14 protein-coding genes are annotated in these 13,737 nt (G+C 63.5%); 13 read left to right on the top strand and 1 reads right to left on the bottom strand.

What is annotated here, in order from left to right; all coding sequences use genetic code 11:
• The first annotated feature begins 10 nt into the window (after positions 1–10).
• From O9Z63_RS04105 to O9Z63_RS04050, 12 genes are all read left to right on the top strand, one after another.
• Entirely contained in the window at positions 11–550 is a 540-nt protein-coding gene (locus tag O9Z63_RS04105) for a hypothetical protein (RefSeq protein ID WP_270128035.1), read from the top strand.
• An 82-nt stretch (positions 551–632) separates the two neighbouring features.
• Complete coding sequence (locus O9Z63_RS04100; RefSeq protein ID WP_270128034.1) at positions 633–989, top strand: hypothetical protein; 357 nt, start codon at positions 633–635, stop codon at positions 987–989.
• A gap of 123 nt (positions 990–1,112) precedes the next feature.
• Positions 1,113–2,231, top strand: a complete 1,119-nt coding sequence (rluF, locus tag O9Z63_RS04095; RefSeq protein ID WP_270128032.1) for a 23S rRNA pseudouridine(2604) synthase RluF — start codon at positions 1,113–1,115, stop codon at positions 2,229–2,231.
• A 379-nt stretch (positions 2,232–2,610) separates the two neighbouring features.
• Positions 2,611–3,033, top strand: coding sequence for an inner membrane protein YiaA (gene yiaA / locus O9Z63_RS04090; RefSeq protein ID WP_270128031.1), 423 nt, complete (start codon positions 2,611–2,613; stop codon positions 3,031–3,033).
• A 124-nt stretch (positions 3,034–3,157) separates the two neighbouring features.
• Complete coding sequence (locus tag O9Z63_RS04085) at positions 3,158–3,703, top strand: sugar O-acetyltransferase (RefSeq protein WP_270128030.1); 546 nt, start codon at positions 3,158–3,160, stop codon at positions 3,701–3,703.
• 119 nt (positions 3,704–3,822) lie between these two features.
• A complete protein-coding gene (gene bioB / locus O9Z63_RS04080) occupies positions 3,823–4,830 on the top strand; it encodes a biotin synthase BioB (protein ID WP_044013170.1) in 1,008 nt (335 codons plus the stop codon).
• Positions 4,831–5,149: 319 nt separating this feature from the next.
• Entirely contained in the window at positions 5,150–5,518 is a 369-nt protein-coding gene (locus O9Z63_RS04075) for a hypothetical protein (RefSeq protein WP_270128029.1), read from the top strand.
• Positions 5,518–6,657 carry an aminotransferase class I/II-fold pyridoxal phosphate-dependent enzyme gene (locus tag O9Z63_RS04070; RefSeq protein ID WP_270128028.1) on the top strand — a complete coding sequence of 380 codons (1,140 nt, stop codon included), beginning with the start codon at positions 5,518–5,520 and terminating at the stop codon, positions 6,655–6,657. The genes O9Z63_RS04075 and O9Z63_RS04070 overlap by 1 nt, the downstream gene beginning before the upstream one ends.
• Before the next feature lie 130 nt (positions 6,658–6,787).
• Positions 6,788–7,579 (top strand): class I SAM-dependent methyltransferase, encoded by a 792-nt coding sequence (locus O9Z63_RS04065; RefSeq protein ID WP_270128027.1) that lies wholly within the window; start codon positions 6,788–6,790, stop codon positions 7,577–7,579.
• Positions 7,580–7,695: 116 nt separating this feature from the next.
• Positions 7,696–8,316, top strand: a complete 621-nt coding sequence (gene bioD / locus O9Z63_RS04060; RefSeq protein WP_270128026.1) for a dethiobiotin synthase — start codon at positions 7,696–7,698, stop codon at positions 8,314–8,316.
• Between the two features lie 246 nt (positions 8,317–8,562).
• Entirely contained in the window at positions 8,563–9,894 is a 1,332-nt protein-coding gene (bioA, locus tag O9Z63_RS04055) for an adenosylmethionine--8-amino-7-oxononanoate transaminase (RefSeq protein WP_270128025.1), read from the top strand.
• Complete coding sequence (locus O9Z63_RS04050; RefSeq protein ID WP_270128024.1) at positions 9,887–11,167, top strand: beta-ketoacyl synthase N-terminal-like domain-containing protein; 1,281 nt, start codon at positions 9,887–9,889, stop codon at positions 11,165–11,167. Before bioA ends, O9Z63_RS04050 begins: the two co-directional genes overlap by 8 nt.
• A 128-nt stretch (positions 11,168–11,295) precedes the next feature.
• Here O9Z63_RS04050 and O9Z63_RS04045 read toward each other — a convergent pair whose 3' ends face one another.
• Positions 11,296–12,705: an NHL repeat-containing protein gene (locus O9Z63_RS04045; RefSeq protein ID WP_270128023.1), complete on the bottom strand. Its 1,410-nt coding sequence runs from the start codon at positions 12,703–12,705 to the stop codon at positions 11,296–11,298.
• A 546-nt stretch (positions 12,706–13,251) separates the two neighbouring features.
• Between O9Z63_RS04045 and O9Z63_RS04040 the strand changes: the two genes are divergently transcribed.
• On the top strand, positions 13,252–13,737 hold the full coding sequence (locus O9Z63_RS04040; RefSeq protein WP_270128022.1) for a response regulator: 486 nt from the start codon (positions 13,252–13,254) through the stop codon (positions 13,735–13,737).

Genomic DNA, 13,737 nt, shown 5'->3' with positions numbered 1-13,737 from the left:
GCTTGTACTTATGCGCTTACTTCTCTCCTTTATCTTATCCCTTTGCTTCGTTCAGCACCCAGTTATTGCGCAAGAAGCACCTGTTAGAGGAGATACAATTGCGCTACAGTATTCTTTGCCGCAAGCCAACTGCGCCAGCTTTCCGGCAGATGCCAAGCCACGATTGGATCACCAGGAATTGCTGAAGGGTACCAAGCGTTTCACCCCTAGCAAAGCACAGCTGGTGAGCGCCGAAGAACAGCTAGCAAAAGTTGACCTTGGGCGAGTCAATAACCAGCCACTCAACAGTTACTACGCCGACTATCCCACCATCATCAAAAATCAGTTAGCAAAGTATCGCCGGCAGTATTACGGTTTTCACAATGCTGAAGGACACCCCTGTCTGTTTATAAACCTGTTCATCTATGATGTAGAGGAACCTTCAGGACAAACTCCGCGCTGGCTCCGGGAACTGCAATGGTTTTATGATGGGGGACCTGCTTTATGGTCGGTATTATATGACTTGAAGACGCAAAGATTCTATGACTTGCACTACAATCTGGAAGGATAAGCCGCGCAGCTACACGGAGCGGCGAATACGCTTTCAGTAATTTTGCGGCATATCTGCTTGTCTTACTCGTTCTCAAATCAAGATGCCTATCCCCTACCGCCTCCTCTTCCTCCTCAACGCCGATACGGCCAGCATCTTTGAAATCAAGCGGCTAGATGTGCAGAGCGACAACCCCGGCGACGTGTACTTCTGGCTGTATTTCGACCGCGCCAGCCGCCAGCTCCGCCACCTCACCTTCGTGGCTATGCACGCCGACGGCGACGAGCAGCAGCGCGAGTTTGCGCAGGGCCGGTTGCGGTTTACCACCACCACAGGCACCTACACGCCTGCTGACGCAGGCCCGGCGTTGGCCCTGCAACCGGTAGTGCCGCCCACGCTGCCCGCCGAGCTGGAAGCGGCCTTGTTTGCGCTTTTCCGGGAAACCCGGCCCGCGGAGTAAGGCCGCCGCCGCGCTATACCGTATCTTTGCAGGCTGCCGACCCTCCCGGGGCCGGCAGCCTGTTTTTTTACCCGCCTGCCCAAGTGCCTATGCACCCAGCTCCAGGCCCTACGCACTACCCCCATGGCGACCCGTCTCAATAAATACATCAGTGAAAGCGGCGTGTGCTCCCGGCGCGAAGCCGACCGCCACATCGAGCAGGGCAACGTGCTGGTGAACGGCAAGCGCGCCCACGTCGGCGACCAGGTGACCACCAAGGACCGCGTGGTGGTGAACGGCGTGGCCATTGAGCCGCGGGCCGAGGAAGATGCCGTCTACATTGCCTACAACAAGCCGCCGGGCATCGTCACGACCACCGACACGAGCGTGCGCGACAACATCATCCGCGACATCAAGCACTCGGTGCGCATTTTCCCCATCGGCCGCCTCGATAAGGAGTCGCAGGGCCTGATTCTGCTCACCAGCAACGGCGATATCGTCAACAAAATCCTGCGGGCCGGCAACCAGCACGAGAAGGAATACATTGTGATGGTCGACAAGCCCATCAACGACCAGTTCATCGACGCCATGGCCCACGGCGTGCCCATTCTGGGCGTGATGACGCAGAAATGCAAGGTAACGAAGGAAACGCCCTACATCTTCCGCATCACCCTCATCCAGGGCATGAACCGCCAGATCCGGCGCATGTGCGAGCATTTCGGCTACGAAGTGGTGCAGCTGGAGCGCATCCGGGTGATGAACATCAACGTGAAGGGCCTGGGCCCCGGCGAGTGGCGCGAGCTGACGGAAAAGGAGCTGAAGGTGCTGTTTGAGATGATTGAGCACTCCAGCGGCACTGATGACGGCTCGGTACCGCGCCGCCGCAAAACCGTTTCCACCGCCGACAACTGGGCCGACCGGCCTTCGCGTAAGACCTCACGCCCCGGCACCGGCCTGCCCAAAACCGTCATCCGCACCCCTGCCGGCCTCCCCGACGATGCGGCCCCGCGCAAGTCTAAAACGGCTCCGGCTGGCGCCTGGGTGGAGAAACCCAGCGCGGGCCGCAAGCCTCGGCCAGCCGGCCCCGGCAAGGGCCTGGCCACGGCCGGCCGGACCGCCGGCTCAGGCCGCCCCTCGGGCAAGGCCGGCACCCGGCCAGGCCGCCCGGCCGGTCCCGGCAAGAGTGCCGCCAGCGGCCCGCCCACGGGCAAACCCTCCAGCCGCGGCTCCCGCGGTGCCAGCCGCCCCGGCAAGCGCCGCTAAGCGCCTGGCTTCCCGAGCCAGCACGGCCCCTGTTTTCCGAACGGTCTGCTCCGAAACGAGCAGGCCGTTTGTGTTTCTATTGGTGGCCTAGGCAAGTGAAATCAAGAAGTAAAAAGTCTGATTTCATCGGATTTTTAAGGAAGAATTTCATGCTGACCAGTGGAGTATAAATTGGCAATTAGGTGCCAAATCCGCTTATAAATGCCATTAAACGCCCCGGATGATGTGCAGGCAGTGAGGACTTCCGCTATTTCCGGGTGTGCTTTGTGAAGTCTGATCATCGAAAAATATGCGTAGTGTATTCCATGCGTAACCGTCTATGTTTGAGGCGTCGGGGAGTTACCCCGGTTCTGTTCTACTTTTCAGCTACCTGATTGCCATGAGCACCACCAAGCCTTCCAACGCCTTTATTGCCGCTTCCTGGTTTGCCCTGCTGGCCGGAATGGCCGCCTTCATCATCGGCCTCTGGAACGCCCAGATGGCGCTCAACGAGAAAGGCTACTACTTCACGGTACTGATGTACGGGCTGTTTTCGGGGATTTCGCTGCAGAAATCGGTGCGCGACCAGCTAGAGGGTATTCCCGTGACGGGCATCTACTACGGGCTGAGCTGGTTTTCCACCATTCTGGCCATCGGGCTGCTCACGGTGGGTTTGTGGAACGCCACGCTGCTACTGAGCGAAAAAGGCTTCTACGCCATGGCCTTCCTGCTAAGCTTGTTCGGTGCCATTGCGGTACAGAAAAACACCCGCGACGCCAAAACCACTGCCGCCCCGGAGCCGGAATCAACGTTTCATAACTAGCCGCCAGCAATAGCGCGAACTTTGTAGTTCGCGCCTCCGCTCCGCTCGATTCGCGTCCCCGCGCCGTTAGAACAGTTCTGACGGCGCGGGGACGCGAACTACAAAGTTCGCGCTACTTTTAACCATGAGCCTGACCCCGAAACAACAGATGCTAGCCGGCGAGCCGTACCTCGCCAACGACCCCGAGCTGGTAGCCGAGCGCCGACACGCCAAGCAGCTCTGCCACCGCTACAACCAGGAGCCCGTGGACCTCAACCGGCAGGTCCTGGCCGAGTTGCTCGGCCGGGAAACCGACGCCCACATCGAAGCTCCCTTCCGCTGCGACTACGGCTACAACATTCAATTGGGCCGAAATTTCTACGCCAACTACAACTTCACAGTCCTCGACTGCGCCCCGGTCGTCATCGGCGACAACGTGTTTGTGGCACCCAACGTGGTGCTGAGCACGGCCGGCCACCCGGTGGAAGTAGAGCCGCGCGTGGCCGGCTGGGAGTTTGCCTGGCCCATCACCATCGGCGACAACGTGTGGCTGGGCGCGGGAGTGCTGGTGCTGCCGGGCGTGACGATTGGCGCAGGCACGACCATCGGGGCCGGCAGCGTGGTTACGCGCGATATTCCGGCCGGTGTGGTGGCCGTGGGCAACCCCTGCCGGGTAATTCGGACGCTGTAACTACCCGACAAATCCGCTTCTCCTGTATCTTGCGGGCCGCTGGCAGCTTTGGCGCTGGCGGCCCGCCCCGTTTGGCCCCCTTGCCCGACGACTATCAACCACCGAAACGCATCCCACCCATGACGCTCCGTACCGACTGGACCCTCGACGAAGTACACGCTATTTACAACCAGCCCGTGCTGGAACTGGTCACCCAGGCCGCCGCCATCCACGCCCAGACGCAGGCCACCGGCGAAGTGCAGGTGTGCACCCTGCTGAGCGTGAAAACCGGCGGCTGCCCCGAAGACTGCGCCTACTGCCCCCAGGCCGCCCGCTACCACACCGGCGTACAGGCCCATAAGCTGCTGCCCGACGCCGAAGTGCTAGCCTCAGCTCAGCGCGCCAAAGATTCGGGCTCCACCCGCTTCTGCATGGGTGCCGCCTGGCGCGAAATCCGCGACAACAAGGACTTTGACCGCGTGCTGGGCATGGTGGAGCAGGTGAACGGCCTGGGCCTGGAAGTGTGCTGCACGCTAGGCATGCTGAACGAGTACCAAGCCGAGCGCCTCAAGCAGGCCGGACTGTACGCCTACAACCACAACCTCGACACCAGCCGCGAGAAGTACGACGACATCATCACGACCCGCACCTACGACGACCGGCTGAACACGCTGGAGCACGTGCGCAAGGCCGGTATTTCGGTGTGCTCGGGCGGCATCATTGGCCTGGGCGAAACCGACGAGGACCGCATTGCCATGCTGCACACGCTGGCCACCCTGCCCGCCCACCCCGAATCGGTACCGGTAAACGCCCTGGTTCCTGTGGAAGGCACGCCCTTGGCCGACCAGCCCCGCGTGAGCGTGTGGGAAATGCTGCGCATGATTGCCACGGCCCGCATCCTGATGCCCCACACGATGGTACGCCTCTCGGCCGGCCGTCAGGAAATGCCCGTGACGGAGCAGGCCCTGTGCTTCTTGGCCGGTGCCAACTCCATCTTCTCGGGTGAGAAGCTGCTGACCACGCCCAACCCCGACTTCGACGCCGACAAGCAGATGTTTGCCCTGCTCGGCCTCAAGCCCCGCAAGTCGTTCAAAGACGTGCCCGAGGGTGCTACGGTACTCGGCCGCACGGCGGCAGTGGAGGCGTAGGCAGGCTTCCCCCATTTGTTAACGCTCCTTCGGCCACGACTTCTGTGCCGAAGGAGCGTTTCTTTTCTGGACTAATTCATGCTCTGCGGTGAGTAAATCAGGTATTTGGCTGCTACTTGTGCTTCCCGTTTTCGGGTATGCTCAAGGTCGGGTTAAGGAGAAACCGTACCTGACGTCGCTCGACTCTGCTTATGCTGTGCACGGCGTGCCGTTTGGAGCAGCCGAAGGCACAATTTCTTACCTGCGGCCCCAGTTTTCCGGAACCGGAAAACGCTGGAAAACCAGCCGGGTATATGGCCTCCTACCCCAGGTTGATACCGTGACCCTGGCCCGCCAGATGGCACACCCGGAGTTTTGGTTTCGGGGCGGAAAGTTTGTCGGCGTCACGTATCAGTTGCGGAAGGAGCAGAAAACCCGACTTGTGCTGCAGGAACTCACCCGCCGCTACGGGCCACCTAGTCCCGGCAACGTGGTCGGCATGTGGTACTGGCTGGGGCAGCGCACGTACATTCTGTATGAAGATGCACTGCCCGATGTGGCCCTGCACGTAGCCAGCCTGGGTATGCTCAATGAGCAGGTGATTGAAACGGCCGTCCGCCGGGAAGCCCGCCAGAAACTGGGGTGGCAGCCCGATTCCCTGGGCTTACTACGCCAGTTTCCCTTACCCGGCGAGAAAACGAACAAATAATGTCCTCTCCTCTCCACCAACGCCTGCAGGCAGAATTGGCCAAGCGCGAAGCCGTCGGCACCCGCCGCCGCCTGCCCGCCCCGCCTGCCCCCGGCCTCGTCGATTTCAGCTCCAACGACTACCTGGGGCTAAGTCGGCACCCGCAGGTACAAGCAGCGGTGCAGGCCGCCGCTCACGCGCCTGCCGGCAGCACCGGCTCGCGCCTGCTCACCGGCAACTCCGCCGCGGCCGAAGCGCTGGAAACCACGCTGGCGCAGTTCCACGGGGCCGAGGCGGCGCTGCTGTTCAACTCCGGCTACGCGGCCAACATGGGCTTCTTCGCGGCCGTGCCCAAGCGTGGCGACACGATTCTCTACGACGACGCTTCCCACGCCTCCGTGAAGGACGGTATCCGTGGCTCCTTCGCCACTGCCTGGAGCTTCCGCCACAATGATGTAGCCGACCTGCGCCGCAAGCTGCCGCGCGCTACCGGCAGCGTATTCGTGGCCGTGGAAGCGTTGTATTCCATGGATGGCGACGTGGCCCCGCTGACTGAGCTGGCGGAATTATGTCAGGAGCAGGGTTTGTATCTGGTGGTGGATGAGGCCCATACCAACGGCCTCTACGGCCCCCAGGGCGAAGGTTTGGTGACCGAGCTGGGACTGGAAGACGCGGTGTTTGCTCGCACCCTCACCTTCGGCAAGGCCCTGGGCAGCCAGGGCGCGGCGGTGGCCGGCCCTACCGTACTGCGCGACTACCTGCTGAGCTTCAGCCGGCCTTTCATTTACACCACCGCCCTGCCCCCGCTCACGGTAGCCGCCCTCACGGCTGCCTACGCCCTGCTGCCCGACCTCGGCCCGGAGCGCGCCCGGCTGTTTGCCCTCTCCGACTACCTGAAAGCCCGCCTGAACGCGGTGCCCGGCCTGCACGTCCCGGAAGCCAGTCACGTCATTCACCCCGTGTTCTTCACCAGCAACCCCGGCCCCGCCCACGTCCGCGCCGTGGCCGCCGCCACCCAGGCCGTCGGCTTCGACGTGCGCGCCATCGTCTCGCCCACGGTGCCCGCCGGAACCGAGCGGCTGCGGCTCATCATCCATTCGTATAATTCGGAAGCTGAAATTGACGGGCTGGCCACCGTACTGGCCGCTGGCACGATGTAGAGACGCAACTTCATTCACTGCCGTGCCAACGACACCCGCTCCATAGCCCAGGGTTTAAACCCTGGGCTAGTGAATCAAGCGAAACAGGAGAAATGCTAACGCCCCGTTCATCACCAACCCCCAACCGCTTATGAACGACCAGGAAGTAGGTGAATACTGGAACCGCAACGCCCCTGCCTGGACTACTCTGGCCCGCGCCGGCTACGACGTGTACCGCAACCACCTGAACACGCCCGCCTTCTTCGCCTGGCTGCCCCCGGTAGCCGGCCTCGCGGGCCTCGACATCGGCTGCGGCGAGGGGTATAACACGCGCCTGCTGGCCCAACAAGGCGCCCACGTCACGGCCCTCGACATTGCGCCGGTATTCGTGGCGGCGGCGCAGCAGACTGAGGAGGCCGAGCTGCTGGGCATCCGGTACCTGGTGGGCAGCGCCGCCGCGTTGCCGTTTGCGGCGGAGACGTTTGACTTCGGCACTTCCTTCATGTACCTGATGGACGTGCCCGACCCGGCATTAGCTTTGCGCGAGGCGTTCCGGGTGCTGCGGCCGGGCGGGTTTCTGCAGTTTTCCATCAGTCACCCCTGCTTCACCACGCCCCACCGCCAGAACCTACGCGACGCTCAGGGACGGCCCTACGCCGTGGAGGTGGGCGGCTACTTCGACTACCAGCACGGCCAGCCCGAGGAGTGGATGTTTCATGCCGCCCCGCCCCAGGAGCAGGCCCGCCACGCGCCATTCCGGGTGCCGGTATTTAACCTGACGATGAGCCAATGGGTGGCGGCTGTGGTAGCAGCGGGCTTCGTGCTGGAAGGAATGCAGGAGCCGTGCCCCACCGCGGAACAGATGGCCGCGCACCCGTTTCTGCGCAAGGCCCGGGTGGTGCCGTACTTCCTGCACCTGCGCTGCCGCAAGCCCGCATTTTAAATTTCGGCTGTCATTCCGAGCGCAGCGAGGAATCTGGGTTAGCCCTCCAACGGTCCGACTCAGATTCCTCGCTTCACTCGGAATGACAATTCGCTAAACCCATTTAACCCCTCCCTTTGGAACGACTTTTCATTACCGGCATTGGCACCGACGTAGGCAAGACCTTCGTATCGGCCATTCTCACCGAAGCCCTGCAGGCCGACTACTGGAAGCCCGTGCAGGCCGGCCTCACCCCCACCACCGACGCGGCTACTGTGCGCGGCCTCGTGCAGAACCCCGTCAGCCGCTTCTGGCCCGAGCGGCACCGGCTGCAGCTGCCGGCCTCGCCCCACGCCGCCGCCGCCGCCGAAGGCATCACCCTGCGCCCCGCGGATTTTCAGCTCCCCGCCACCGATAACCACCTGCTGGTAGAAGGCGCGGGCGGCCTGCTGGTGCCCCTGGCTCCCGGCTTCCTCATTGCCGACCTGGCCCAACAGCTGGCCCTCGACGTGGTGGTAGTGTCGCGCAACTACCTGGGCAGCATCAACCACACCCTGCTCACGTTGGAAGCCCTGCAGGCCCGCGGCCTGCGCGTGCGCGGCCTCGTGTTCAACGGGGAGCCCACCCCCGCCACCGAGGAGTTCATCACGGCGCACACCGGCGTGCCCGTTATGCCCCGCGTGCTGTTCGAGTCGGAAGTAACGTCCGCCGTGGTCAGCCGCTACGCCGCCGAGTTCCGGGCGTGGTTCGGGCTGTAGAAAAGCATGATGACGGGGTAGAGACGCAATATCTTGCGTCTCGTCGTTGAACGTCCTGCGTGCTGACGATTTCACGCAGTAACCAGCGCTCAGCATGATGGCCTACCAACTTCTGGACAAGTGCAACATCAGCAACGACGAGACGCAAGATGTTGCGTCTCTACACCCCGTCCATCCCGCATCAAACCACCGCCAGCGCGGGCGGTTGTAGCTTTGCAGCGGCCGGTACCTCCGGCCCCACCCGTAATGCCTCAACTTACTTCCCTTGCCCTCCGCGACGCCGCCGTGCTGTGGCACCCCTATACCCAGATGCAAACCGCCCCGCTGCCTATCCCCATTGTACGGGGCGAAGGCAGCTGGCTGATTGCCGAAGACGGCACCCGCTACCTCGACGCCATTTCCTCGTGGTGGGTGAATTTGCATGGCCATAGTCACCCCGCCATTGCGGAGCGCGTGAGCGAGCAGCTGCGCACCCTGGAGCACGTGCTGTTTGCCGGCTTCACCCATCCCACGGCCGTGGAGTTGGCCGAGCAGCTGCTGGCGCTCCTGCCCGCCAACCAGGCCCGCGTGTTCTACTCCGACAACGGCTCGACGGCCGTGGAAGTGGCCCTGAAAATGGTGCTGCAGTACTTCCACAACCAGGACCAGCCCGCACGCCGCACCTTCCTCTGCTTCCAGAACTCCTACCACGGCGACACCTTTGGGGCCATGGCCGTGAGTGCCCGCGGGGCCTTCACCGAGCCCTTCTGGCCGCTGCTGTTCGACGTGCAATTCCTCGACGTACCGGTGCCGGGCCACGAGGCCGCAACCCTGGCCCAGCTCGACGAGCTGCTGCGCCGCTCCGATGTGGCCGGCTTCATCTTCGAGCCGCTGGTGCTGGGCACGGCCGGCATGGTGATGTACGAGCCCGAAGTGCTGAGTGAGATGCTGCGCCGCTGCCACCAGGCCGGGGTGCTGTGCATTTCGGATGAGGTGATGACCGGCTTCGGCCGCACCGGACCGCTGTTTGCCTCCGAGTTGCTGACGGAGCAGCCCGACATTATGTGCTTTTCCAAGGGCCTCACCGGCGGCACCATGGCCATGGGCCTCACCACCTGCGCCGCGCCGGTATACGAGGCCTTTCTGAGCCACGACAAGATGCGGGCGCTGTTCCACGGCCATTCCTACACGGCCAACCCGGTGGCCTGCGCCGCCGCCCTGGCGAGCCTGGAACTCACGCGGGCCGACGAGTGCACCCACCAGCGCCAGCGCATCGAGGCGGCCCACGCCGCGTTCCGGCGGGAAATTGAGGGCCAGCCAGGCATCCGGGCGGTGCGGCACCGGGGCACCATCCTGGCCGTGGAGTACGACCCCGGGGAGGGCACCAGCTACTTCAGCCGCCTGCGCGACGCCTTCTACCAGCTCGCCCTCGACCACCGCGTGGTGCTGCGCCCCCTCGGCAACGTGGTGTACCTGCTGCCGCCCTATTGCACCACCGACGAGGAGTTGGGCCTGCTCTACGACGTGCTGCGCCGCATGCGCCACTTAGTGCTCGACTTCACCCCCGCCCCCAACCTGCCCGAAATCCTGCATGACTAACTCCCGCACCGAGGCCGAAGCCATTACCGTTATCCGGGGCCGGGGCCGGGTATCGGCGCTGGGCCTGGCGCTGCCACCCTCCGGCGTCGCCCCCTCTTCCCCCTTCACCACCCACCCCACCGGCGTACCCGTAGCCGCCCTGCCCGCCCCTGCCGAAGCGGCCGTAACCGAGCTGCGCCGCCACCCCAGCTACCGCCAGCTCGACCGCACCGTACTGCTGGCCCTGATGGCCGCCCGCCAAGCCACCGCCCAGGCCGGATGGGGAAATGGTGAAATGGTGGATTCGCGGGTTGAAGGAGCCGGCCCAAGTCACCACCACTCTACCCCACCACTCCACCCCACCACCCCGCCACTCCACCAATCCAGTCCGCTCGCCGTGAGCATCGGCAGCAGCCGGGGGGCGACGGGGCGGCTGGAGGAGTTTCACGCCGGGTTTCTGGCCGAAGGCAGCGTGCCGGTGGCGGCTTCGCCGCTGACCACGCTGGGCAACGTGGCCAGCTGGGTGGCCTACGATGCCGGCCAGCACGGCGGGGCGGCCCTGAGCCACTCCAGCACCTGCAGCAGCGCGTTTCAGGCGTTGGGCAATGCTCGGGCCTGGCTGAAAGCCGGCATGGCCACCCGGTTTCTGGCCGGCGGCACCGAGGCCCCGCTCACCGATTTCACTTTGGCCCAGATGCGCGCCATTGGCATCTACTCACCCCTGGCGGCCGCCGACTGGCCCTGCCGGCCGGGCGCGGGCCGGCCTTCCACGTTTGTACTAGGCGAGGGCGCGGCCGTGTTTTCGCTGGAGCATCTTTCCGCTGCCCAAGCCGCGGCCGAAACAAGCCCGCTGCTGGTGCTGGCCGGGGTCGGCTTTGGGTTTGAGGCCATCGGCAGCAAAACCGGCCTCTCGCCCGAGGGCCAGCACTTCCAGCAAGCCATACGCGAGGCGCTGGCCCAGGCCAATCTCACTTCCGCCGACATCGACGCGGTAGTATTGCACAGCCCCGGCACCCCCGCCGGCGACGCGGCCGAGCGGGCCGCCCTGCGCGCCATCTTCGGCCCGACGCTACCGCCGCTGCTGTCCAATAAATGGCTGGTGGGTCACACGCTGGGGGCCTCCGCCGCGCTCAGCCTCGATTTCGCCTGCCACGTGCTGGAATCCCAACAATGGCTGCCCGCCCCCTTCACCACTGACCTGGCTTCAATAGTTGATAAGCCCATTCGGCGGATTCTGGTGAATGCGGCCGGTTTCGGTGGCAACGCGGCCAGTGTGGTGGTCAGCCAGCAGTAAGGCCTACTACCCGTTCTGCATCACCTACCGCAACAAAAGCAAGCCGGCTTCCTCAGCAGTTTTCTGCGCTGAAGAAGCCGGCTTGTTTTTGGCGGCCGCCGGTGCTGTGACGTCGGCCAGATCGGGGGTTAATACATTTCGACCGTAGAGCGGGCCGGAAATTGCAGTCGGCCAATGAACACAGATGGATTGGCTTCGCCCACTGACACGTTGCCGAAGTTGCCGGCCGTGCCCACCGTGCCGCCCACGAAGACGTCGCCGGTGGGGCTGGGCTTCACAGTGCTGGCTTCGTCGGACGAGGTGCTGCCGGCTGACAGGAAGTCCAGCCAGCGGCCATTTTTGCTTAGGCGGGCCACAAATACGTCGGTGCTGCCTTTGCTGGCCAGGGCCGTGGTGCCATACTGCGCGCCCCGGCTGAAGCGGCCGGTAACATAGATGCTGCCGCCGGGGCCCAGGCAAACGTCGGTGGCATCTTCCAGCGCGTTGCCTTTGATGGTGTACACCCACTGCCATTCGCCCTGGTTGCTGAGCCGCGCCACGTAGGCGTCGTCGCCACCCAGGCTGGTGAGGTCGGTGCTGCCAAACCGGGCGTGCCCGCTGAAGGAGCCCGTCACGAATACGCTGCCGTCAGCTGCCACGGCCACACCTTTGGCATAGTCGGTGCTGCTGCCGCCGCCGGCTATACCCCACAGCCAGGTGCCGTTGGGGGCCAGCTTGGCCACAAAGGCATCGTGGGTGCCCGCGGCGCTGAGGCGGCTGGCTCCGAAAGCAGCAGTACCGGCGAAGTAGCCCACGGCGTAGGTGTTGCCGGCCGCATCTACGGTCAGGCTGCTGACGGCGGCCTGCTCGGTGCCGGCCGACTGGCTGGCCCATGCCCATTGGCCATGCGTGTCGAGCTTGGCCACGAAACCATCAGAGTCAGATGAGCCGCGAAGCGTAAAGTCGCCGAAGCTGGCGCTGTTTCGGAAGCGGCCGCCCACCAGCACCTGGTTTTGGGCATCAATGGCCAGCGCGGTGGCCTGGTCCTGGTCGGGGCCGCCGGCGCTACTGACGGTACTCCAGCGGCCATCAGGCGTGAGCGTGCCCACAAATACGTCGTGGCTGCCCTGACTGCGGCGGGCCAACGTGCCGAAGGCGGCCGTGGCCGAGAAGGAACCGGCCACCACAATGTTGCCCTGCGCATCGAGAACGATGCCCGCGGCCATGTCGGACTCGGGGCCGCCGGCAGCGGTGGCCCACAGCCACTGGCCGGCCGGCGACACTTTAGCCACAAAAATGTCGCTGCTGCCGGCGCTTTGCAGCCGGAATTCCCCGAACCGCACCTGGCGGCTGAAGCGGCCGGTGATGTAGCTGTTGCCCATGGCATCGGTGGTGGCTTTCTGCACTACGGCGGCCCCGCTTTCGGTGGAGTGGGCCACCCAGCGCCAGGCTGCATCAAGTGGAGCCTGTGCCTGCGCGGGCAGGTAGCTGCCCGCCACCAGCCCGGCCAGCACCGCCAGCCGACGCGTAACCCGCCGGGAACCTTGCATTGCAGTCATGCGCTCAGGCACGCAGGTGCGAGCAACGGTAGAAGTAGCCATAAAGGGAAAGGGATGAGGTGAAGGACGAGGCCGAATTCAGTCGGCCGGAAATGTTCGGGGCCCCGCTAGCGAAAGCAGGGCCAACGACTGCCCATTCACTTATTCACCTATCCATCAAAAACTTACATCAAGAGCTATATACCTACCAGTGTCCAGCCACTGGATAATGCGTCTATCTGGTGGAGCAGAATGCCTGAAAACGCGCCCGGCCACGGCATGGGCAACCGGCCAGCCGGCCGCGCGTGCGGCAGCTACCCTATTGGGAGTGACAGAGGACGTTTGCTACACCTGCAACCTTGGTCCGGGCCCCAACCCGGCGGGCTGCTTTTTCGGCTGGCGCGAACTGTGCCAGAGGTGCGCGCAACGCTCCATTTTCTGGAGCATAGTCCACAAAAAAGACCTGGCACTGGCATCCATTAAATCATATATCACTTATAATCATACAGTTAATTCAAAAATCAAAGTTGGTACGCAACTGGTCTATTGCCGACCAAAACGACCACTATGCGACAGCACAAACAAAAAATCTTTCTGGTAGACGACGACCCATTCTGTCGGCAGTTGCTTGAGCACGCCCTCCGCACCAATGGCTACGACAATGTATACGCCTTTGAAAACGGAGCCTCCTGCCTGAACTCCCTGACCGAGGAACCCGACATTATCTTCCTCGACCAGGTGATGGACAACGTGTCGGGCACGGACACACTCAAGGCCATTAAGCGCTTCAACCCCGACATCTACGTGGTGTTCGTGAGCGGGCAGCAGCAGGTGGAAGTGGCCGTGGAGTCGCTCAAGTTCGGGGCCTTCGACTACATCGTCAAGGATGAGCAGCTGGCCGCCAAGATTGGCAGCGTGCTGGCCAAAATCAAGCTGATGCGCACCATGCTGGCCCGCAAGCAGCCCAACCGCCCTTCCCGCCTTTTGTCCTTTTTCAACTTCATGAGCTTCGCCTGCCTGCTGGTGGGGGGGCTGACGCTCAACAACATTTAA

It is taken from the genome of Hymenobacter yonginensis (assembly GCF_027625995.1).
In the GTDB taxonomy this organism is placed as follows: domain Bacteria; phylum Bacteroidota; class Bacteroidia; order Cytophagales; family Hymenobacteraceae; genus Hymenobacter; species Hymenobacter yonginensis.
The sequence above is the reverse complement of the archived record's forward strand: the minus strand, read 5'-3'. Positions and strand labels throughout refer to the sequence as shown.